We start from the raw sequence: 20,354 nt of genomic DNA, 5'->3' as shown, positions 1-20,354 counted from the left end.
CATCACGAATCTGTCACATTGCCATTGCTGCCCGGGGACCTCAGCCGATGCCGACACTTCACGAACCCAAGCTAATCGCTGGGAACGCCAACCTTCCGCTTGCCAAAACCATAGCCCGCCGCATGAGCCTTTACCGCGGCGTCGATCAGGGGCTGGTCGATGCGCGGGTCGAACGGTTCAACGATGGCGAGATCTTCGTCGAGGTGTTCGAGAATGTGCGCGGCGAGGACATGTTCATCATCCAGCCGACCTCGAACCCGGCCAATGACAACCTGATGGAACTGCTGATCATCGCTGATGCCCTGCGTCGGTCGTCGGCCCAGCGGATCACTGCCGTGATCCCCTATTTCGGGTATGCCCGTCAGGACCGCCGCACAAAGGCGCGTACGCCGATCTCTGCCAAGCTGGTCGCCAACATGCTGACCGGTGCCGGAATCGAGCGGGTCCTGACCATGGACCTGCACGCGGCCCAGATTCAGGGTTTCTTCGATATTCCGGTGGACAACCTCTATGCCTCGCCGATCTTTGCCCTGGATGTGAAACACCAGTTCAAGGACAGCCTGGATGAAATCATGGTGGTGTCGCCCGACGTCGGCGGCGTGGCCCGTGCGCGCGAACTGGCCAAACGGATCAACGCCCCCCTGTCGATCGTGGACAAACGCCGCGAGAAAGCCGGTGAAGTGGCCGAGATGACCGTAATCGGCGACGTCAAGGACAAGATCTGCCTGATCGTGGACGACATGTGCGACACTGCCGGTACGCTTTGCAAAGCGGCGCAGGTGCTGCTGGATAATGGTGCGAAAGAGGTGCACTCTTACATCACCCACGGCGTCATGAGCGGCCCGGCGGTCGAACGTGTGACCAACTCGGTCATGAAGTCGCTGGTTCTGACCGACACGATCCAGCCCACCGACGCAATCGCCAAGGCCAAGAACATCCGGATCGTACCGACGGCACCGATCTTTACCCAGGCGATCCTGAACATCTGGAACGGCACAAGTGTTTCTTCGCTGTTCGAAGACAAGACACTGACACCAATCTACGAATCCCTGTATCAGATGAACTGACCGGAAAAGGGGCGCCTGGACAGGGCCCACCTTTCTTACACGCATATCTTAGAACGGACAGCCTTTTCATGACTGACAACAAACGCGTCGTCCTTTCCAGTGACCATGCCGCCATCGGACTGCGCCAGGCAATCGCCGCACATATCGCGGACGCCGGATGGGAGGTCGTGGATATCGGCCCGACCACTCCGGAAAGCACACACTATCCCCTGCATGGCAAGGCCGCTGCCGAGCGCGTCGCCTCGGGCGATTGTGCGCTTGGCATCCTGTTGTGTGGCACCGGTCAGGGCATCATGATGGCAGCCAACAAGGTGCCGGGCATCCGTTGCGGTGTGTGTTCCGACACATTCTCAGCCCGGATGATCCGGCAGCACAATGATGCCAACATGCTGTCCATGGGCGCGCGCGTCATTGGCGAAGGTCAGGCGCTGGATATCGTGGACGCGTTTTTGGGGGCCGCGTTCGAAGGTGGCCGCCACGCAACACGCGTGGACATGATCGAAGGCACCGACGCGTAAGAAACGGGCTTCAGGTGAGCAGTTGACGACAAGAGCGCGGCTTCCGTTCTGAAGGTGCGCTCAGGATATATGCCAGTCATCCTCGTGCGGCACCTCGCCAATCGCGGTCCACGAGGCGCGGATGCGGGCAACGCGCGTATCCGACCAGGTGCGGAAGACAGCGCAGAACCCTTCGGGCGTAATGTTCTCGGCCTTGATTTCGGCGCGTAGCGCCGAGGACGTGTCCACATCCCACAGCGAAATGCCGATCTGTACCATCGGTGCCGAGCGAAACGGTTGGCTGAATGCAACGGTCGTCCGGCGTTCCCGCGCCCCCTCACCTGTCCACATTTCACCGCCATTGGCAAAATCGGAAAACAACAGGGCCTCGCCTTGATCAATGCCAATAGGATGGGTTTGAAAAGTTTTCATTCTGTCGTCGTTGTTTTTGAATTCCCGCAACTTATTCCGGCATTCGGTCAAAAGCACGACAAAAAAACGGCCCCGCAAACGCGAGGCCGTTCTAATTCATAAACGATCAAGCCGCGTTACAGGCTCATATGCGTCCCAAGCGCTTCCATGTCGGCCAGCAGCTTGGCGGCGTCGTCGACGATGGTCTGATCGTCGCCACCTTTTGCCGCTTCGTGCGACTCGCGGGCCTCGGTGATCAGATCGTCGATATGCGCACGGGTCACTTCTGAAACCGGAATGGCCTTTTCGGCCAGAACCGACAAGCTGTCGCCGTTGATCTGGGCAAACCCTCCGGTGACCAGGTATTCGCTGGACCCTTCGGGCGCCTCAACCTTCAGCAGACCGGGGCGCAGTGTGGTGATGGTGGGGGCATGATCGGGCATTGCCGTCATGTCCCCGTCCGCGCCGGGAATCTGGACCGCCGTCACCGCGAGTGAAGCAAGGCTCCGCTCGGGGCTGACGAGGTCGAATTGCATCGTGTTTGCCATCAGGGTTTCTCCTTAGGCAGCCGCTGCAGCCATCTTCTCGGCCTTGGCGATCACGTCTTCGATGCCGCCGACCATCAGGAAGGCCGCTTCGGGCAGGTGATCGTATTCGCCGGCCACAACGGCCTTGAACGACGAGATGGTGACATCCAGAGGAACCTGAACACCAGGCGAACCGGTGAAGACTTCGGCCACGTCGAACGGCTGCGACAGGAAGCGTTCGATCTTACGGGCACGGGCCACGGTCAGCTTGTCCTCTTCCGACAGTTCGTCCATGCCGAGAATGGCGATGATGTCCTGCAGCGACTTGTAGCGCTGGAGGATCTGCTGAACGTCGGTCGCAACCTTGTAGTGCTCTTCGCCGACGATGGCCGGATCGAGCAGACGCGAGGTCGAGTCGAGCGGGTCAACCGCAGGGTAGATACCCTTTTCCGAGATCGCACGGTTAAGAACGGTAGTCGCGTCCAGGTGCGCAAACGAAGTTGCCGGCGCGGGGTCGGTAAGGTCGTCCGCAGGCACGTAAATCGCCTGAACCGAGGTGATCGAACCAGCTTTGGTCGAGGTGATGCGTTCCTGCAGCGCACCCATGTCGGTGGCCAGCGTAGGCTGATAGCCCACGGCCGAAGGAATACGACCCAGCAGAGCCGAAACCTCGGAACCCGCCTGCGTGAAGCGGAAAATGTTGTCGACGAAGAACAGAACGTCGGTACCGGACTGGTCGCGGAACTGCTCGGCCAGGGTCAGACCGGTCAGAGCAACACGTGCACGGGCTCCTGGAGGTTCGTTCATCTGACCGTAAACCAGGGCCACCTGCGATTCCGACAGGTTGTCCGGCTTGATCACGTTCGATTCGATCATCTCGTGGTACAGGTCGTTCCCTTCACGGGTCCGTTCACCAACACCCGCGAACACCGAGAAGCCCGAGTGCACTTTTGCGATGTTGTTGATCAGTTCCATGATCAGAACGGTTTTACCAACGCCGGCGCCGCCGAACAGGCCGATCTTACCGCCCTTTGCGTAGGGGGCCAGCAGGTCAACAACCTTGATGCCGGTGACCAGAACTTCGGATTCGGTCGACTGTTCCGCAAAGGTCGGTGCGGGCTGGTGGATCGCGCGGGCTTCTGTCGCCTCAACCGGGCCTTTCTCGTCGATCGGCTCGCCGACAACGTTCAGGATGCGGCCCAGAGTGGCGTTGCCGACGGGAACCGAGATCGGTGCGCCGGTGTCGGTCACTTCTTCACCACGGACCAGACCTTCGGTCGCGTCCATCGCGATGGTGCGGACAGTGTTTTCACCCAGGTGCTGAGCAACTTCCAACACCAGGCGCTTGCCGTTGTTGGTGGTTTCCAGCGCGTTCAGAATTTCAGGCAGCTGATCGTCGAAGTGCACGTCGACGACGGCCCCGATGATCTGTGTGACTTTGCCTTTTGCATTCGCCATGTTTCGTCTCCGGTTTTCTTACAGCGCTTCGGCGCCGGAAATAATTTCAATCAGCTCGTTGGTGATCACGGCCTGACGCGAGCGGTTGAACTGGATCGTCAGCTTGTCGATCATTTCACCCGCGTTACGTGTCGCGTTGTCCATCGCGGACATCCGTGCCCCCTGTTCGGACGCTCCGTTTTCGAGCAGAGCCGAGAAGATCGCGGTCGCAACCCCCTTGGGCAGCAAGTCGGCCAGAATGGCCTCTTCGCTGGGCTCGTAGTCGAAAATGGCACCGCTGTCGTCACCTGCCGCTTCGTCCTCGAACGAGGCGGGAATGACCTGCTGTGCCGTCGGGATCTGGGTCACAACGTTGACGAACTTCGAGTAGAAGATCGTGGCAACGTCGAACTCTCCCCCGTCGAAACGAGACAGGACGTCCTTGGCGATGTCTTGCGCGTTGGAATACCCCAGACGCTTGACCTCGCTCAGGTCGATATGTCCAACGAACAGATCGCCAAAATCACGCTTGAGCGCGTCGCGGCCTTTCTTGCCGACCGTCAGAACTTTGACCGTCTTGCCTTTCAGGCGCAGCTCTTCCGCCTTTTGGCGGGCCAGCTTGGCGATGTTCGAGTTGAAGCCGCCACACAGGCCGCGTTCAGCTGTCATCACAACCAGCAGATGGACATCATCACTGCCCGTACCACGGAGCAGCTTGGGGGCGCTGTCGCTGCCCCCGACCGAAGCCGCCAGCCCCGCCATCACGGCATTGAACCGCTCGGCATAGGGGCGCGAAGCTTCGGCAGATTCCTGGGCGCGGCGCAGTTTTGCTGCCGCGACCATCTGCATGGCCTTGGTGATCTTGCGGGTCGATTTGACCGACTCGATCCTGTTTTTAAGGTCCTTCAGACTAGGCATCGGAACCCCCTATCAAGCGAAGGTTGCGGCGTATTCGTCGATCGCTGCCTTGATCTTGTCGGACGCGTCGCCTTTGACCTTCGGATCTTCGTCGGTGATCCACTTCAGCAGGTCGGCGTGCTTGCCGCGCAGGTGCGCCAGCAGACCGGCCTCGTAGCGGCCAACATCCGATACGTCGATCTTGTCGAGGTAGCCGTTGGTGCCTGCGAAGATGACGCAGACGATTTCCGCGTTGGTCAGCGGCGAGTACTGCGGCTGCTTCATCAGCTCGGTCAGACGCGCACCACGGTTCAGCAACTGCTGGGTTGCGGCGTCAAGGTCGGAACCGAACTGCGCGAACGCAGCCATTTCGCGGTACTGGGCCAGTTCCAGCTTGACCGGGCCGGCGACCGATTTCATCGCGTTGGTCTGGGCTGACGAGCCCACACGCGAAACCGACAGACCGGTGTTCACAGCAGGACGGATGCCTTGGTAGAACAGTTCGGTTTCAAGGAAGATCTGACCGTCGGTGATCGAGATCACGTTGGTCGGAATAAACGCCGAAACGTCACCACCCTGAGTTTCGATAACCGGCAGAGCGGTCAGCGAACCCGCACCGAAATCCTCGTTCAGCTTCGCCGAACGTTCCAGCAGGCGGGAGTGGAGGTAGAAAACGTCACCAGGATAGGCTTCACGTCCGGGCGGACGGCGCAGCAGCAGCGACATCTGACGATAGGACACGGCCTGTTTCGACAGGTCATCATAGATGATCAGCGCGTGGCGGCCGTTGTCACGGAAGTACTCGGCCATCGCGGTCGCGGCGTAAGGTGCCAGGAACTGCATCGGTGCCGGGTCGGACGCGGTTGCGGCCACAACGATCGAGTATTCGATGGCACCGGACTCTTCCAGTTTTTTCACCAGCTGCGCAACGGTCGAACGCTTTTGGCCGATCGCAACGTATACGCAGTACAGTTTCTTCGACTCGTCGTCGCCCGCTGCGTCGTTGTAGACTTTCTGGTTCAGGATGGTGTCCAGAGCAACGGCGGTTTTGCCGGTCTGACGGTCACCAATGATCAGCTCACGCTGGCCGCGGCCGATCGGGATCATCGCGTCAACCGATTTCAGACCAGTTGCCATCGGCTCATGCACCGATTTACGCGGGATGATGCCCGGGGCTTTCACGTCTGCAACGCCGCGCTTGGAAGCGTTGATCGGGCCTTTGCCGTCCAGCGGGTTGCCCAGACCGTCAACAACGCGACCCAGAAGTTCGTCACCGATCGGAACGTCCACGATCGAGTTGGTGCGCTTGACGGTGTCACCTTCTTTGATGTCACGGTCGGAACCGAAGATAACGACACCGACGTTGTCGCTTTCCAGGTTCAGCGCCATGCCCATGATGCCACCGGGGAATTCGACCATCTCACCTGCTTGCACATTGTCCAGGCCGTATACACGGGCAATCCCGTCACCGACGCTCAGCACGCGGCCGATCTCGGCCACTTCGGCTTCCTGACCAAAATTCTTGATCTGGTCCTTCAGGATTGCAGAAATCTCTGCAGCTTGGATTCCCATTTATCCGACCTCTTTCATTGCATTCTGTAGGGAGTTGAGCTTCGAACGGATCGAACTGTCGATCATCTTCGAGCCCACTTTAACGACAAGACCGCCGATGAGGCTTTCATCAACGGTCGCATTGATTGTCACGGTCTTGCCCACACGCTCGGACAGCGTTTTGGACAGTTTTTCCATTTGCGTCTTGGTCAGCGCCTTGGCCGAGGCGACATCGGCGGTCACTTCGCCGCGCTCGTCCGCCAGCATATCGCGCAGAACCTGCACCAGCTGCGGCACAACGAACAGGCGACGCTTTTGCGCCATCAGGCCCAGCGTGTTCTGCAGGATGGAGTTCAGCCCCATCTTGGCGGCAATTGCGGTGATTGCGCCTTCCTGTTCGGCGCGGGAAACCAGAGGCGAGGCGATCAGGTCGCGCAAATCTGCGCTTTCGCCCAAAGCTGCTGCCAGATCATTGATGCCGGTTTCCAGACCTGCGAGGTCATTATTCTCTTTGGCAATCTCGAAGATTGCGGTGGCATAGCGCTCGGCGATGCCTGTGGAAATCGAAGCTGGTTCGGACACGTCCACCCTTCCGATATTTTGGGCCCCGAATTCGCGTGCGGCAGCTACCCCGGGGGCGTGAAGAAACCCCGTCCTTGTAGGGCGGGGATCAAAATCACCGGGGATGTAGCAGAGGTGTTCCAACCTCGCAATATAGTATAGTGATTACGATGTTATCCACAAATTGTTTGATTTCATGCACTTACGCAAAGTGCGACCCTTTGGACACGTCTGAAGGGGTGAAAAATGTTACCAAATTGCAGCTTTTGGCGATTCCTGTGGCCTATTTCCCTCAGATTTGGGCACCACACATGGGTGTCCATCACCTGTTCTGTCAGGCCGGCTTGAGCAGGCCGTCCAACGCCTTGATCGGGCGTTTGACCGCATCTTTGGTCACGGTGCCACTTGGCGGCCGGATAAGCTTGGTCGCCTCGACCATGAGAACGCCACCCGCCATAATTGTCGGCAGACGTTGCCCCGTCTTTTCGATCAGATTGCCGGATTTCAGCCAGAACCGTCGATAGGATGGCGGCATGTAAAGAGCCGAGCAATGCGTTTCCGGAACGAAATGATGGGCCTTGAGCTGGGATTCCAGCTGCGATGCGGAATACGGGCGACCAAACCCGAACGGTGTCCGGTCGGACCGCGACCACAGACCCGCCCTGTTGGGCACGACAAACAGGATACGCCCCCCCGGCCCCAACACGCGCCAGCATTCCTCCAGCAACTGGGTGGGCCGCTCAGAGGTTTCCAGACCGTGCATAACCACCAGCTTGTCCACGTGACCGGTTTCGATGGGCCAAAGCGTCTCTCCGGTTAGGACAGAGACGTTGGGCATTCCTGCAGGCCAGGGCATTACACCCTGCGGGCCGGGCATCAGTCCGATCACGCGCCGCGCATCCTTCAGATAGGGGCGCAGCAAGGGCACGGCGAATCCGAACCCGACAACAGTCTGCCCCTTGGCCTCGGGCCACAGCTCGACCATTCGACCACGGATCGCCGCCTGCGCGGCACGTCCCAAAGTGCTGCGATAGTAGAAATTCCTCAGATCCTGCACATCAAGATGCATTGCGGAAACCCGGTCAATCGGCTTAGCTGTCGGCAGTCTAGCAACGAAAGGGCAAAAGGCCATGCCTCTTGAGATCGTCACCATCCCATGCCTCAGCGACAATTACGCCTTTCTGGCGCATGATGCGGCCAGTGGCCAGACCGCATTGATCGACGCGCCTGAACCTGGATCGATCCTGACCGCGCTTGACGCCCGCAACTGGAAACTGTCTCATGTCCTGCTGACCCATCACCACTGGGATCATGTAGATGGTCTGGCCGGAATCCTCGAACATCACCCTGCCAAAGTGGTCGGAGCCGCCGCTGACGCCCACCGCCTGCCGCCTTTGGATTTGCAGGTGCGCGAAGGCGATACTTTCGAAATTGGCGGCGAACCGGTTCATGTGCTGGACGTCTCGGGCCATACGATCGGACATATCGCGTTTTACATGCCGGAGAGCACGGCCGTGTTCACAGCAGACAGCCTGATGGCCTTGGGCTGCGGCCGTCTGTTCGAAGGCACACCTGCGCAAATGTGGGCTTCGCTTGGCAAACTGGCCGCCCTGCCCGACGAGACGGTCGTCTGTTCCGGTCACGAATACACACAATCCAATGCAAAGTTCGCGATCACTGTCGATCCGGACAACGCGGCGCTGCAGCAGCGCACGCAGGATATCGACAGCGCAAGGGCTGCCGGCGACCCAACTGTTCCGTCGACTCTGGCGCTTGAGAAGGCCACAAATCCGTTTCTGCGGGCCACGGATCCTGGGATCAAGACTCAACTTGGGATGGAAAATGCCGATCCTGTATCGGTGTTTGCCGAAATTCGGGCTAGAAAAGACCGGTTTTAGGACCTATTTGCCCCACGTCACGGTCACGGTCACACGAAATGTGACTGTCAAGAGCAAGAAAACCCTTGAAGCCGCGCCACGATCAACCAAACTCTAATAGTATGAGGACATGGTTGGGATGGGGATCCGACCTTTAATGCGCCCCCTTCTGACCCAAGACAGAGGAGCACCCGCGTGCCTTCATTCTCGAGCACATTAGAACAAGCCATTCACGCGGCCCTGGCTGCGGCGAACGAACGGCGACATGAATTCGCAACGCTGGAGCATCTGCTGCTGGCGCTGCTGGAAGAACCCGATGCAGTGCGCGTGATGAAGGCGTGCAGCGTCGATCTGGATGAGTTGCGCAGCACCCTTGTCGAGTTCATCGACGAGGATCTGTCAAATCTGGTAACGGATATTGACGGATCCGAGGCGGTGCCGACCGCAGCCTTCCAGCGTGTCATCCAGCGCGCGGCGATTCACGTTCAAAGCTCTGGCCGGACCGAAGTCACCGGGGCCAACGTTCTGGTCGCCATCTTCGCCGAACGCGAAAGCAACGCGGCCTATTTCCTACAGGAGCAGGACATGACCCGCTATGACGCGGTGAACTTCATCGCACATGGCGTGGCCAAGGATCCTGCGTATGGTGAAAACCGCCCCGTTTCCGGCGCGGATCAGGTTGAGGAAGAGGTTCAGTCAAGCGCGGGCGAAGGCGAACAAAAGGAAAGCGCGCTGGGCAAGTATTGCATCGATCTGAACGCCAAATCGCGGGCTGGAGATGTCGATCCGCTGATCGGGCGCGCAGATGAGGTCGAACGCTGCATCCAGGTGCTGTGCCGCCGTCGCAAGAACAACCCGCTGCTGGTGGGTGATCCGGGTGTAGGCAAAACCGCCATCGCCGAGGGTCTGGCGCATAAGATCGTCGCGGGTGAAGCGCCGGATGTTCTGGCCAACACCACGATCTACTCGCTCGACATGGGTGCGTTGCTGGCCGGAACCCGATACCGCGGTGATTTCGAGGAGCGTCTCAAGGCTGTCGTGACCGAGTTGGAAGACCATCCTGACGCGGTCTTGTTCATCGACGAGATTCACACCGTGATCGGTGCCGGCGCCACTTCGGGCGGCGCGATGGACGCGTCGAACCTGCTGAAACCTGCACTGCAGGGCGGCAAGCTGCGTACCATGGGCTCGACCACGTATAAGGAGTTCCGCCAGCATTTCGAGAAGGACCGCGCGCTGAGCCGCCGTTTCCAGAAAATCGACGTGAATGAGCCTTCGGTCGAGGACAGCGTGAAGATTCTGCGCGGTCTGAAACCCTATTTCGAAAAGCATCACGAGATCAAATATACCGCTGATGCGATCAAAACCGCTGTGGAACTGTCGGCGCGCTATATCAATGACCGCAAACTGCCCGACAAGGCGATCGACGTGATCGACGAGGCCGGCGCGGCCCAGCACTTGGTCGCGGAAAGCAAACGCCGCAAGACCATCGGTGTGAAAGAGATCGAAGCGGTGGTCGCCAAGATCGCCCGCATTCCGCCCAAGAACGTCACCAAGGATGATGCCGAGGTTCTCAAAGACCTGGAAGCTTCGCTTAAACGAGTGGTGTTTGGTCAGGACGAAGCCATCGAGGCGCTGTCCAGCGCGATCAAACTGGCGCGCGCGGGTTTGCGTGAGCCTGAAAAGCCAATCGGCAATTACCTGTTCGCCGGCCCGACCGGTGTGGGTAAAACCGAGGTTGCGAAACAGCTGGCCGATACGCTGGGTGTGGAACTGCTGCGCTTCGACATGTCCGAATACATGGAGAAACACGCGGTTTCCCGTCTGATCGGTGCGCCTCCGGGCTATGTCGGGTTCGACCAGGGCGGTCTGTTGACCGATGGTGTCGACCAACATCCGCATTGCGTGTTGCTTCTGGACGAAATCGAGAAAGCGCACCCGGACGTGTTCAACATCCTGTTGCAGGTGATGGACCACGGTGAGCTGACCGATCACAACGGCCGCACAGTGAACTTCCGCAACGTGGTCTTGATCATGACCTCGAACGCTGGCGCGCAGGAACAGGCCAAGGCCGCCATCGGTTTTGCCCGTGATCGCCGCGAGGGCGAGGACACCGCCGCAATCGAGCGCATGTTCACGCCGGAATTCCGCAACCGTCTGGATGCGGTGATCTCGTTCGCGCCGCTGCCGAAAGAGGTCATCCTGCAGGTGGTCGAGAAGTTCGTCCTGCAGCTTGAGGCGCAGCTTTTGGATCGCGGCGTCTCGATCGATCTGACCCCCAACGCAGCCGAATGGCTGGCCGACAAGGGTTATGACGACAAGATGGGGGCCCGCCCGTTGGGACGGGTTATTCAGGAGCACATTAAGAAACCGCTGGCCGAGGAATTGCTGTTCGGAAAACTCGCCAAGGGCGGTGTGGTCCGCGTATCCGTCAAGGACGGCGAACTTGATCTGGAAATCCTCGGCCCCGATCAGCCGCGTATTCCGGGCGACAAACCTCCGCTGCTGACGGCAGATTAACCCGAAGAATGAAACGACAGCCATCGCCTGCCAACCCAAGTTGGCAGGCGATTTTCGTTCAAAGGACAGGAGACAGGGATGCGTAAAATCGGCGCTTTGATTTTTCCCGGGTTTGAGTTGCTGGATGTGTTCGGCCCGATGGAGATTTTAGGCCTGCTCACCGATGACTTCACCCTGGAGCTTGTCGCGGAAACCAGTGGGCCGGTTGAAAGCAATCAAAAACTGAAGGCCTTTGCCGACACGACGATCGACGCGGCGCAGGGCTATGACATTCTTTTTGTGCCTGGCGGAGCTGGCACTCGCAAGGAAGTCAACAACTCACGCTTGTTGGATTGGATTGCGGACAGTTCGGATAAGGCGGAATTCACCTTGAGCGTTTGCACTGGCAGCGCCCTTCTTGCCAGGGCCGGTGTATTGGACAACCGACGCGCCACGACCAACAAGGCGGCCTTTTCGTGGGTCTGCGCCCAAGGACCCGACGTGGAGTGGGTTCCCCGGGCCAGATGGGTTGAAGACGGGCCATTCCTGACCTCATCCGGCGTTTCCGCCGGAATGGACATGGCCCTGGGTGCCATTGCCCTGATGCACGGCACAGATGTAGCCGAAAAGGTGTCGGCGTGGTGTGAGTATACCTGGCACAAGGACAAGACCCGCGATCCGTTTGCCCGCGTTCATGGGCTGACGTGATGTAAAGGGATCAGCGCTCGGTCAGTTTCAGCTCGATCCGCCGGTTCTGGGCGCGGGCTTCGGGCGTATCTGACGGATTGACGGGCTGGAATTCGCCAAAGCCGTTTGCGGCAAGCCGGTCTGGCGGGATGCCCAGCGCGTCGACCATGTAGCGAACAACGGACAAGGCGCGCCCCTGGCTGAGTTCCCAGTTGTCCTGATACCGCCCTGTTCCGGCCAGCGGCACGTTGTCGGTGTGCCCGTCCACCCGAATGACCCAGTTCAATCCTTCAGGGATTTCCGCCGCCACGCTGCGCAGGATATTGGCCACCTTGGCGACCTCCAATTGCCCTTCCGGGGAAAGGACGGCCGAGCCGGTGTCGAACAGAACCTCGGATGAAAACACGAACCGGTCGCCTTCGATCCGTACGCCTTCCTGATCCCCAAGAACCTCGCGCAGGCGCCCGAAAAACTCGGACCGGTAACGTTGCAGATCTTCGGCCTGCGCCGCCAGTTGCTGGTTCTGACCCGACAGCGCTTCGGCTTCGGCCTCAAGCCGTATCCGCTCGGCCTCTTCCAGCAAGCGGCGGCGGCGTTCTTCCGAGGCCGCCCGCGCCAGGGCGGCGTTCAGGTCCTGCCCCAGTGTCTGGATGCGGATATTGGCCGATGCGTTACGCTCTTCGTAGTCATCCAGCAGGGCCTGCAACGATCCAAGCTGCCCGCGCAGCGCAGCCATCTGTTGATTCAAAAGCGCCGTTTGCCGCTGCGCTTCGGCAGAGATTTCTTTTTCATCCGCAATCGTGTTGCGTGCCACTGCCAGCAATGTTGCCCGCTCTTCTGCCAGTGTCTTCTGCGCCTCGGCATCCGCTTGCGCCTGGGTCTGCGCGGCCAGCGCGGCCTTGAGTTGCGCCTTCAATTCTTCCGGATCCAGATCGCCAAAGCGACGCTCCAGCTCGGCCTTGGCCGCCTGCGCCGCGGCGAGCAGGGTCAGAGTATCCTCGGCGTCCTTGCGCTGCGCCTCAAGTGCCAGGGTCATCGCCGTCAGCTCCGCATCGGCGTCCTGAAGACGGTTGCGCAGGTTTTCGGCGGCGGCGGCTTCGGCCAATTTCGCAGCCTCTTCCGCGCTCAGTGTTTCTTCAAGTTCAGCGATCCGGCTGCTTTGGGTTGCCTCGTTCGCCTCTAGGTCAGCAACGAGCGCTTCCAACGCTTCACGGCGGGCGGCAGCCAAACGGGCAGCCTCGGCCTGCGCGTCGATTTCGGCCCGGCGTTGGGCTAGCGCAAGGTTCAGGGCCTCCTGTTCGCTCAGCAATTCCTCGCGCTGGGATTGAAGATCAGCAATCGCCTCGCGCGCCTGTTCCTGATCGACCAGCAGAGCCGCGACCTGAGCCTCAAAATCCGTGATCCGGGTCTGTGCCTGTGACAGGTCATCCTCGGCCTGCGTCAAGGTCGCGTTCAGCGCCCCCAGACGAGCCTGCAAACGGCTGTTTTCACGCTCTTCCAGCCCCAGTGCGCCCGCCAAAGCGGCGACTTCGTCGGACAGGGCGGTCAGCTCATCCTCCTGCCCCGAAATAGTCTCGCGCAGGACGAATTGCACCACCATGAAGATGGTCAGGACGAAGGTCAGAACCATCAGCAGCCCGGTCATCGCATCCACAAAGCCCGGCCAGACCGAACCCTGGAAACGTTGACCTGTGCGGCGGGACAGAGCCATGGTTTACTCGCCTTCCGGTGTGCTGCGCACGGCGCCCTTGGGCAGGGTCAGAGCCCTGACGAGCAATTCGATATCCTTGCGCATCTCGTTCATGCTTTCCTGACGGCCAGCAGAGATTTCCTCGAGGATACGCAGCAGCTGCACGTCCATCGACCGCAGGCGCATCCGGCTTTCGGCGTCGATCCCGTCGCCGGCGCCATGTTCGCGCATGTGATCCAGCAGCGCGTCCTGACCAAGGGCCACGCGTTCCAAAGCAGATGTCACGCCTTCGGTTTCAGACTGCCGCTGGTTCATGTCCCCGATGGTTCGAACCAGCTGACCCATCTTGGCCGAAAGGTCGGCGCGGTCAGCTTCCTGCGCTGAAAACAGATCCTGCAGCGCATTCATCTGTTCGGACATTGCATCCAGAACCGGCGTCAGAACCGCGATTTCTGCGCCGCCTTCTTCACTTGCTGCGAAACCGACGCGGGTGATCGATGACAGCCATTCCTCAAGCTCGCGATAGAACCGGTTTTGGCCGTGCCCGGCAAAGAGTTCCAGCAGGCCAACGATCAAGGAGCCAGCCAACCCCAGCAGCGAGGATCCAAATGCGACGCCCATACCCTGCAACTGCGCCTCGAGCCCGGTCATCAGCCGGTTGAACACCGCCAACCCTTCTTCGCCTTCCTGCGGGTTCAGGCTGCGGATGGTGTCGACAATGGCCGGAACGGTGGTGGCAAGGCCAAAGAATGTACCCAGAAGGCCAAGGTAAATTAGGACGTTGGTAATATAGCGTGTGATCTCACGCTCTTCCTCGACCCGTTCGGCTACGGAATCCAGAATTGACCGGGTTGAACTGGAACTGATCTGCGACCGCGCACCACGTTCCCGCAGCAGCGAGGCCAGCGGTGCCAGCAACTGCGGCGTCCGGGCATCCTCGCGCACGACACCGCCGACAAATGCCTCGATCCAGCGGACGGAGCCGATCAGCTGCCCCACCTGATAGAAACAGGCCAGAACGCCGATGACGAAAACAAGCAGAATGAACCCGTTCAGATAGGGGTTCGCCTGAAACACCGGCAGCACGTATGGCAGCGCCATGAACACACCCAGCCCTGACAGGCCAATCGCGATCAACATCATCACGATCTGTCGGATGGGATGCGAGAAATGGGGTCTCGCGCCCTGATGTGCCTGCGCCATGCGCGTCATTCCCGGTTTTTGCCTGCTCTGCGCTGAATCTAGCGAACTTCCGCCGGTGACGCCAAGGGTTTATGCGGTAATGCTGCGCACCCGTTGCGACAACCACTCAAGATCGGGATCGCGCAGACCGATCTCGGCCAGATGTTCGGTCGTATTGTACAGATATTCGGTGTTCGGACCGCGCCCGCCAACGGCATGGGCGATGATCTGAGCCTGTTCTTCCAAGGGCATGCCGCCGCAATACTGCACGTGGGCCTCGTCGATCACATAGGTCACGGCATTCACCACCGTACCGCAGTCCAGATGCACATCCAGCATCTTCTCGACATAGGCCGAGGAAATCAGCTCGCGCTCGCGCAGTTCATGCAGGGTGCGTTCCTCGTGCCCCGTTTCGACCGCCAGTGCCAGACCCTTGCAATGGGCGTCGGTCTGCTCGTCCAGCGCCAGCACCAGACCCGGGTTGTCCTCGGTGCCGCGGTGGTGGATGGAACTCATGCAGAAAGAGCGTGCATATCCCTGCAAGGTTGCGCGTTCGCTGCGCGCCACCGGAAACCCAGGATTCCACAGCAGCGATCCATATCCGAAAACCCACATCGTCATTACTCTGGTCCTTGCCCGTTTGCGCCTATAAACATCAAATCCGACGCAGGAAAAAGGGCCATTTGTCATGCGCCGTCTGATACGAGTACTCATATTTGTTGCCGTTGCCTGGAGTGCCTATTGGTTCATCGCCGGTTATGGGCTGCGCAGCGCGATAACCACCTGGTTCGACAAGCAACAGGAACTGGGCTGGCAGGCCGATTTTTCCGAAGTTGCAACAGCGGGTTACCCGACGCATCACGTGACCCGGCTGAACAACCCGGGGCTGGCCGATCCGGTCAACGGCACCGCCTGGAGCGCCGACTGGATCGAGTTCGAAAGCCCTGCGATCTGGCCCGGTCGGCAGGTGCTGCGGTTTGCGGATACGCCCCAACGGCTGTCCTATTTCGACCAGACGGCGACCGTTCAGGCAACGGATTTGCAGGCAGAACTGCAATTGCAGCCGGGTGTCGCACTTGTTCTGGAAAAGATGGCCCTGTCTGCGGACAAGTGGATTGTCGCTGGCGAAGCTGCTGCGGTGGCCGGTGGTGAAACCCTTGATCTGCTTATGGAACAGTCCGGCCAGCCCGAAGCATACAAGGTCAGCGCCCGGATCGACGGCTTTCGGCCTGGCATGGACCTGCGCGACCTCATGCGGTCGGCCACATCGCTGCCGCAGGCATTTGAAACGCTGGCGATGGACATGACCGTCACCTTTGACAAGCCCTGGGATCGTTCTGCGCTTGAGGAAAGCAGGCCGCAGCCGGTAGCCATCGATCTGAGGCTGGCGGAAATCAGATGGGGTGAGTTGCGCCTGTTTGCTGCTGGCGAGCTGGATGTTGACGCGCAGGGCATTCCAACCGGCGAAATCGCCATCAAGGCGGAGAACTGGCGCGACATGATCGCCATGGCCAACGCCGCCGGTGCATTGCCGGATCAGGCGGTTGACCCGGTCACGCGGGCGCTGAACTTTATGGCCGGTTTGGGCGGCAATCCGAACGCGCTGGACCTACAGCTCAATTTCCGCGACGGTTTCGTGGCACTGGGCCCGTTGCCCCTGGGACCGGCACCCCGGTTGATATTGCGGTGATGCCCGGCGATACCTTGGGCAAATACGAAACAGATTTTGGCGCTTACGGGAACGGTCAATGGGACTAAGAACACTCATTTCCTATCGGATTTCGAACTGGGCGCTGGGACACAAGAAGATCAGGCGCGAACTGCTGCGGCGGTTGTGGAAAGACGACGTTCTGTTCTTTCGCAATTTCGACGATCACAGCCTGGTCTACTACCCTCATGATGTCATCGGAGAACACCTGACGAAATTCGGCGAATTCAGTCGCGATCCGGTGCGTGAACTGGCCGAATATCTGACCCGTTCGGGCCAGCCCTCGGAAGGCGGTTCCGTGCTTGAGGTCGGTGCAAATATCGGTACCCACACAGTTTATTTCTTCAGGGATCTGCACTGCAACTCGGTTGTTGCAATCGAACCCGACCCCGAAAACCACGAGTTGCTGTGCCGGAACGTTCAGATCAACGACCTGAACGACAAGGTGACTATTCTGCGCGTCGGCGCATCTGCCAAAAGCGGACAGTTGCCCTTCGTCACCAGTGAACTGAACCGGGGCGGTTCGAAAATCGGAGAGGCGCAGGATAATGCGATCATGGTGGATGTGACCACCGTTGATTCACTTCTCGAGACCCAAGCCCAATCGCTTCAGGATCTTCGTTTAATCTGGATCGACGTCGAAGGGCATGAATTGCAGGTCCTGCAAGGCGCACTGCGAACCCTGGGCGAAGTCAAACCCCCGGTCTATTTGGAATACACCCCCAAAAAGGATGCCTCCGAAAACGAAAAGCTGCGGGATATTCTGTTTGAGGCCTATGATCACGTCGTTGATTTTGCGAACGGTCAAAAGGTTCTGACCCGTGAGAGTTTCAATCACATCCACGCACAGACCGATCTGCTGGCAATGAACCTGAAATCGCAAGCGCGCCGGAACTAGCGGCAGAACGTACCGCTGCGGTACCGCGCCGTGTCCAGGTGGAAATGATCGCGGTGATACCTGTCCGAGTTTGGTCCCAGCACGGTTCCGAACGGGCCACAGGCACCGCGCCAAACCTTGATCAGCTGCTTTTGCGAGGGGTTTTTGCGCCAACCGTTCAAAACCGTCACAACCTCACCATCGGCCATTGTGAAACCCGAGATGTCGATGGCACGCCCCTTGCCGTGTTCCGAAATCCGGGCACCTTTTTGGCTGTTGCGCGTGCGGCAGGCGTAATGGGCCGCCACCTGCAACTCGACTACCGGACCACGTCTTTTGAAGGTGGGAATGACGGCTTTGTCGACCCATTTGTTGAGCGCGATCGCCGTGCCGCAATCCATCGTCGACGGGCGGCTGAGCGCGACACCCGAAACTGATGTGATCTGGACCGCATCCTTGATCCCGCAGGCCTTGATCTTGCCCGACACCCTGCCCACCGCTTTGCCCTGAATGGCGATGTCACCGCAAACTGACCCCTTGCGCAGTTTGCGTTTCTTCAGAAAAGCCTGTTGCTCCAACTCTTTGGGCCGCAGGTACGGCATCAGTGACGTGTCCGGTCCCAGCAGCGGCAGATCCGAAGGTCGCGCAGCAGCGGCCAAAACCTGAGGCGATTCCGGACGTGTTTGGGGCCGCATCTCTGACAGCGCCGCAACGGTTGCTGCCGCTTTGGAAATCACTGCGCCCCCTGAAAAAGCCGCCGGGCGTGTCAATGGAAACAGCGATTGTTCCGGTGGCGCAGCCGTGGTTGCGGTGGCGATCAACACCGCAGTTCCGACCAGTATGCGCCCCCAGATCTTTGTCATGAATGGGCCTTGCCACGTCCAAAGTCGGGCGCGTCCGTATCCTGACCCGCGTCGATGATGCCGCGTCGGATCGCGCGGGTGCGGGTGAAGTAATCGAACAGATGCTCGCCATCCCCGGTGCGGATCGCACGTTGCAGGGCAAAAAGTTCTTCGGTAAAGCGCCCGAGAATTTCCAGCGTCGCGTCTTTGTTGGTCAGAAACACATCGCGCCACATAGTCGGATCAGACGCTGCAATCCGGGTGAAATCCCGGAAACCGGCTGCCGAGTACTTGATCACCTCGCTATCTGTGACCCGCCGCAGATCGTCCGCGACGCCCACCATCGTATAGGCAATCAGGTGCGGCGCATGAGAGGTCACGGCCAGAACCAGATCGTGATGGTCGGCATCCATTTCATCAACGTTCGAGCCCATCCCCTCCCACAGGGCACGCAGCCGGGTAACGGCTTCAGGGTCAGCGTCTTCCACCGGCACCAATAGGCACCAGCGATTGTCGAACAGTTCCGCAAACCCGGCTTCGGGGCCGGAATGCTCGGTTCCGGCCAATGGGTGGGCGGGAATGAAATGCACGCCATCGGGAACGTGCGGTGACACGGCCTGAATAACGTGGCGCTTGACCGAACCGACATCCGTCACGGTGGCGCCGGGTTTCAGGACCGGTGCGATGTCCTGCGCAACAGCTTCCATCGCACCAACGGGAACGCACAGCACCACCAGATCGGCCCCTTCAACGGCCTCGCGCGCCGTGTCGCACACGCGGTCGCACAACCCGATGCGCCGCGCCGTATCACGGGTGGCTTCGGACCGTGCATAGCCCGTGACTTCGCCGGCCAGACCGGCGCGTTTGATGGCCCAGAACATCGAGGAAGCGATCAGACCCAGCCCGATCAGCGCCACACGGTCATATATCTGGCTCATGCTGCGCCCCCTTTGAACGCGGTGATTGCTGCCACGACACGGCGGCAGGCCTCTTCATCGCCAACGGTGATCCGCAGCGCGTTCGGCAGGTTGTAGCCTGCAACCCGCCGAACAATCAAACCCTGGGTTTTCAGGTAGTCGTCGCAGGCCTCGGCCTCGGCTTGATCAGCAAAGCGCGCCAGGATGAAATTGGTGCAAGACCGGTCTGACGGAACGCCGATCTTCGCCAGCTCATCCGACAACCAAACGCGCAGGCGGGCGTTCTCGGTCTGGCAAAACGTCATGTAATCGGTGTCCCGCACCGCCGCTTCTGCTGCGGCCAGCGCAGTCTGCGACAGGTTGAAGGGCTGGCGGACCCGGTTGAGCACATCGATGATCGGCTGCTGCGCGTACCCCCAGCCGACACGCAGCCCGCCCAGACCGTAGATCTTGGAAAAAGTCCGCGTCATGATCACATTTTCAAAACGGTCCACCAATGCCGCGCCGCCATCAAACCCATCGACAAACTCGGCGTAGGCGCCATCAACCACCATCAGGCAGCTTTCGGGCAGGTTTTCCGCCAATCTCGTCAGTTCGGCCTCGGAAATCATGGTCGAAGTCGGATTGCCGGGATTGGTGACAAAAACGATCCGTGTGCGTTCGGTGACGGCAGCCAGAATGGCATCCACATCGACCGTGCGATCTGTTTCGGCCACCATGATGGGGTCCGCGCCGACCATACGGGCGATGATCGGGTACATGGAAAATCCATGCTCGGTATGGATCACCTCATCGCCCGGTCCCGCATAGGCCTGCGCCACGAACTGAAGAACTTCGTCGCTGCCGACGCCACAGATGATCCGCGCCGCATCCAGCCCGTTCCGCTCGCCGATTGCACTGCGCAGACTGGCATGATCCGTGCTGGGATAGCGATGCAGCATGGCAGCAGTTTCCCGAACGGCCTCAATCGCCTTTGGGCCCGGACCAAAGGGGTTTTCGTTGGAACTCAGCTTGGTGACATCCGCCACGCCTTTGATATGCGACTGGCCGCCCTGATACAGCGCGATGTCCATGATGCCGGGTTGCGGGGTAATCTTGGTCATGAGGGGCTCCGTTATCCCAGCCCC

The 20,354-nt window shown here is 59.8% G+C and carries 20 protein-coding genes; 7 read left to right on the top strand and 13 right to left on the bottom strand.

The features are described from left to right. Positions 1-47: 47 nt before the first annotated feature. Complete coding sequence (locus ACR0JW_RS12830) at positions 48-1,067, top strand: ribose-phosphate pyrophosphokinase (protein ID WP_170614763.1); 1,020 nt, start codon at positions 48-50, stop codon at positions 1,065-1,067. A gap of 68 nt (positions 1,068-1,135) precedes the next feature. Continuing rightward, the gene (gene rpiB / locus ACR0JW_RS12825) at positions 1,136-1,585 is read left to right on the top strand and encodes a ribose 5-phosphate isomerase B (protein WP_170614764.1); all 450 of its coding nucleotides are present in this window, start codon (positions 1,136-1,138) and stop codon (positions 1,583-1,585) included. 60 nt (positions 1,586-1,645) lie between these two features. On the opposite strand, the gene ACR0JW_RS12820 is transcribed toward rpiB, so the two are convergent. The 7 genes from ACR0JW_RS12820 to ACR0JW_RS12790 form a co-directional block, all read right to left on the bottom strand. Beyond that, positions 1,646-1,996: an H-type lectin domain-containing protein gene (locus ACR0JW_RS12820; protein WP_170614765.1), complete on the bottom strand. Its 351-nt coding sequence runs from the start codon at positions 1,994-1,996 to the stop codon at positions 1,646-1,648. 116 nt (positions 1,997-2,112) lie between these two features. Beyond that, on the bottom strand, positions 2,113-2,523 hold the full coding sequence (locus ACR0JW_RS12815; RefSeq protein ID WP_170680935.1) for a F0F1 ATP synthase subunit epsilon: 411 nt from the start codon (positions 2,521-2,523) through the stop codon (positions 2,113-2,115). Between the two features lie 12 nt (positions 2,524-2,535). Next, positions 2,536-3,960: a F0F1 ATP synthase subunit beta gene (gene atpD, locus ACR0JW_RS12810; protein ID WP_170614767.1), complete on the bottom strand. Its 1,425-nt coding sequence runs from the start codon at positions 3,958-3,960 to the stop codon at positions 2,536-2,538. 18 nt (positions 3,961-3,978) lie between these two features. Continuing rightward, positions 3,979-4,857, bottom strand: a complete 879-nt coding sequence (locus ACR0JW_RS12805) for a F0F1 ATP synthase subunit gamma (protein ID WP_170680936.1) — start codon at positions 4,855-4,857, stop codon at positions 3,979-3,981. A 12-nt stretch (positions 4,858-4,869) separates the two neighbouring features. Continuing rightward, on the bottom strand, positions 4,870-6,408 hold the full coding sequence (gene atpA, locus ACR0JW_RS12800) for a F0F1 ATP synthase subunit alpha (protein ID WP_170614769.1): 1,539 nt from the start codon (positions 6,406-6,408) through the stop codon (positions 4,870-4,872). Beyond that, entirely contained in the window at positions 6,409-6,969 is a 561-nt protein-coding gene (locus tag ACR0JW_RS12795) for a F0F1 ATP synthase subunit delta (protein WP_170614770.1), read from the bottom strand. Positions 6,970-7,282: 313 nt separating this feature from the next. Further along, positions 7,283-8,017 carry a methyltransferase domain-containing protein gene (locus ACR0JW_RS12790; protein WP_170614771.1) on the bottom strand — a complete coding sequence of 245 codons (735 nt, stop codon included), beginning with the start codon at positions 8,015-8,017 and terminating at the stop codon, positions 7,283-7,285. Between the two features lie 61 nt (positions 8,018-8,078). On the opposite strand from ACR0JW_RS12790, the gene gloB reads away from it, so the two are divergent. The 3 genes from gloB (at position 8,079) to ACR0JW_RS12775 (ending at position 12,032) form a co-directional block, all read left to right on the top strand. Next, positions 8,079-8,846 carry a hydroxyacylglutathione hydrolase gene (gene gloB / locus ACR0JW_RS12785; protein WP_480714021.1) on the top strand — a complete coding sequence of 256 codons (768 nt, stop codon included), beginning with the start codon at positions 8,079-8,081 and terminating at the stop codon, positions 8,844-8,846. Between the two features lie 174 nt (positions 8,847-9,020). Continuing rightward, positions 9,021-11,345: an ATP-dependent Clp protease ATP-binding subunit ClpA gene (clpA, locus tag ACR0JW_RS12780; RefSeq protein WP_170680940.1), complete on the top strand. Its 2,325-nt coding sequence runs from the start codon at positions 9,021-9,023 to the stop codon at positions 11,343-11,345. Positions 11,346-11,423: 78 nt separating this feature from the next. Then, positions 11,424-12,032 (top strand): DJ-1/PfpI family protein, encoded by a 609-nt coding sequence (locus ACR0JW_RS12775; protein WP_170680942.1) that lies wholly within the window; start codon positions 11,424-11,426, stop codon positions 12,030-12,032. 10 nt (positions 12,033-12,042) lie between these two features. Here the strand turns inward: ACR0JW_RS12775 and ACR0JW_RS12770 are convergent, their stop codons facing one another. The 3 genes from ACR0JW_RS12770 to ACR0JW_RS12760 form a co-directional block, all read right to left on the bottom strand. Continuing rightward, on the bottom strand, positions 12,043-13,722 hold the full coding sequence (locus ACR0JW_RS12770; protein WP_170680944.1) for a peptidoglycan -binding protein: 1,680 nt from the start codon (positions 13,720-13,722) through the stop codon (positions 12,043-12,045). A gap of 3 nt (positions 13,723-13,725) precedes the next feature. Continuing rightward, positions 13,726-14,904, bottom strand: coding sequence for a biopolymer transporter ExbB (locus ACR0JW_RS12765; RefSeq protein ID WP_170619555.1), 1,179 nt, complete (start codon positions 14,902-14,904; stop codon positions 13,726-13,728). Between the two features lie 69 nt (positions 14,905-14,973). Next, the gene (locus ACR0JW_RS12760; protein ID WP_480714020.1) at positions 14,974-15,504 is read right to left on the bottom strand and encodes a gamma-glutamylcyclotransferase; all 531 of its coding nucleotides are present in this window, start codon (positions 15,502-15,504) and stop codon (positions 14,974-14,976) included. 67 nt (positions 15,505-15,571) lie between these two features. Between ACR0JW_RS12760 and ACR0JW_RS12755 the strand changes: the two genes are divergently transcribed. Continuing rightward, entirely contained in the window at positions 15,572-16,573 is a 1,002-nt protein-coding gene (locus ACR0JW_RS12755) for a DUF2125 domain-containing protein (RefSeq protein ID WP_480714019.1), read from the top strand. A gap of 58 nt (positions 16,574-16,631) precedes the next feature. Then, entirely contained in the window at positions 16,632-17,489 is an 858-nt protein-coding gene (locus tag ACR0JW_RS12750) for an FkbM family methyltransferase (RefSeq protein WP_480714018.1), read from the top strand. Here the strand turns inward: ACR0JW_RS12750 and ACR0JW_RS12745 are convergent. The 3 genes from ACR0JW_RS12745 to hisC are packed head-to-tail and all read right to left on the bottom strand — an operon-like array spanning position 17,486 to position 20,330. Continuing rightward, positions 17,486-18,331: an extensin-like domain-containing protein gene (locus ACR0JW_RS12745; RefSeq protein WP_170680952.1), complete on the bottom strand. Its 846-nt coding sequence runs from the start codon at positions 18,329-18,331 to the stop codon at positions 17,486-17,488. The genes ACR0JW_RS12750 and ACR0JW_RS12745 overlap by 4 nt on opposite strands. Further along, positions 18,328-19,248: a prephenate/arogenate dehydrogenase family protein gene (locus tag ACR0JW_RS12740; protein WP_170680954.1), complete on the bottom strand. Its 921-nt coding sequence runs from the start codon at positions 19,246-19,248 to the stop codon at positions 18,328-18,330. Before ACR0JW_RS12740 ends, ACR0JW_RS12745 begins: the two co-directional genes overlap by 4 nt. Further along, the gene (hisC, locus tag ACR0JW_RS12735; RefSeq protein WP_170680956.1) at positions 19,245-20,330 is read right to left on the bottom strand and encodes a histidinol-phosphate transaminase; all 1,086 of its coding nucleotides are present in this window, start codon (positions 20,328-20,330) and stop codon (positions 19,245-19,247) included. Before hisC ends, ACR0JW_RS12740 begins: the two co-directional genes overlap by 4 nt. Between the last annotated feature and the right edge of the window lie 24 nt (positions 20,331-20,354).

The sequence above is a fragment of the Ruegeria sp. BG6 genome (assembly GCF_056538465.1).
Note: the sequence above shows the minus strand (reverse complement) of the source record. Positions and strands in the feature narration are given on the sequence as shown.

Excerpts from the sequence above, each read along its gene's own strand:
- ACR0JW_RS12830 (WP_170614763.1), top strand. The coding sequence starts at position 48 with ATGCCGACACTTCACGAACCCAAGCTAATCGCTGGGAACGCCAACCTT.
- rpiB (WP_170614764.1), top strand. The coding sequence starts at position 1,136 with ATGACTGACAACAAACGCGTCGTCCTTTCCAGTGACCATGCCGCCATC.
- ACR0JW_RS12820 (WP_170614765.1), bottom strand. The coding sequence starts at position 1,996 with ATGAAAACTTTTCAAACCCATCCTATTGGCATTGATCAAGGCGAGGCC.
- ACR0JW_RS12815 (WP_170680935.1), bottom strand. The coding sequence starts at position 2,523 with ATGGCAAACACGATGCAATTCGACCTCGTCAGCCCCGAGCGGAGCCTT.
- atpD (WP_170614767.1), bottom strand. The coding sequence starts at position 3,960 with ATGGCGAATGCAAAAGGCAAAGTCACACAGATCATCGGGGCCGTCGTC.
- ACR0JW_RS12805 (WP_170680936.1), bottom strand. The coding sequence starts at position 4,857 with ATGCCTAGTCTGAAGGACCTTAAAAACAGGATCGAGTCGGTCAAATCG.
- atpA (WP_170614769.1), bottom strand. The coding sequence starts at position 6,408 with ATGGGAATCCAAGCTGCAGAGATTTCTGCAATCCTGAAGGACCAGATC.
- ACR0JW_RS12790 (WP_170614771.1), bottom strand. The coding sequence starts at position 8,017 with ATGCATCTTGATGTGCAGGATCTGAGGAATTTCTACTATCGCAGCACT.
- gloB (WP_480714021.1), top strand. The coding sequence starts at position 8,079 with ATGCCTCTTGAGATCGTCACCATCCCATGCCTCAGCGACAATTACGCC.
- ACR0JW_RS12775 (WP_170680942.1), top strand. The coding sequence starts at position 11,424 with ATGCGTAAAATCGGCGCTTTGATTTTTCCCGGGTTTGAGTTGCTGGAT.
- ACR0JW_RS12770 (WP_170680944.1), bottom strand. The coding sequence starts at position 13,722 with ATGGCTCTGTCCCGCCGCACAGGTCAACGTTTCCAGGGTTCGGTCTGG.
- ACR0JW_RS12765 (WP_170619555.1), bottom strand. The coding sequence starts at position 14,904 with ATGGCGCAGGCACATCAGGGCGCGAGACCCCATTTCTCGCATCCCATC.
- ACR0JW_RS12760 (WP_480714020.1), bottom strand. The coding sequence starts at position 15,504 with ATGACGATGTGGGTTTTCGGATATGGATCGCTGCTGTGGAATCCTGGG.
- ACR0JW_RS12755 (WP_480714019.1), top strand. The coding sequence starts at position 15,572 with ATGCGCCGTCTGATACGAGTACTCATATTTGTTGCCGTTGCCTGGAGT.
- ACR0JW_RS12750 (WP_480714018.1), top strand. The coding sequence starts at position 16,632 with ATGGGACTAAGAACACTCATTTCCTATCGGATTTCGAACTGGGCGCTG.
- ACR0JW_RS12745 (WP_170680952.1), bottom strand. The coding sequence starts at position 18,331 with ATGACAAAGATCTGGGGGCGCATACTGGTCGGAACTGCGGTGTTGATC.
- ACR0JW_RS12740 (WP_170680954.1), bottom strand. The coding sequence starts at position 19,248 with ATGAGCCAGATATATGACCGTGTGGCGCTGATCGGGCTGGGTCTGATC.
- hisC (WP_170680956.1), bottom strand. The coding sequence starts at position 20,330 with ATGACCAAGATTACCCCGCAACCCGGCATCATGGACATCGCGCTGTAT.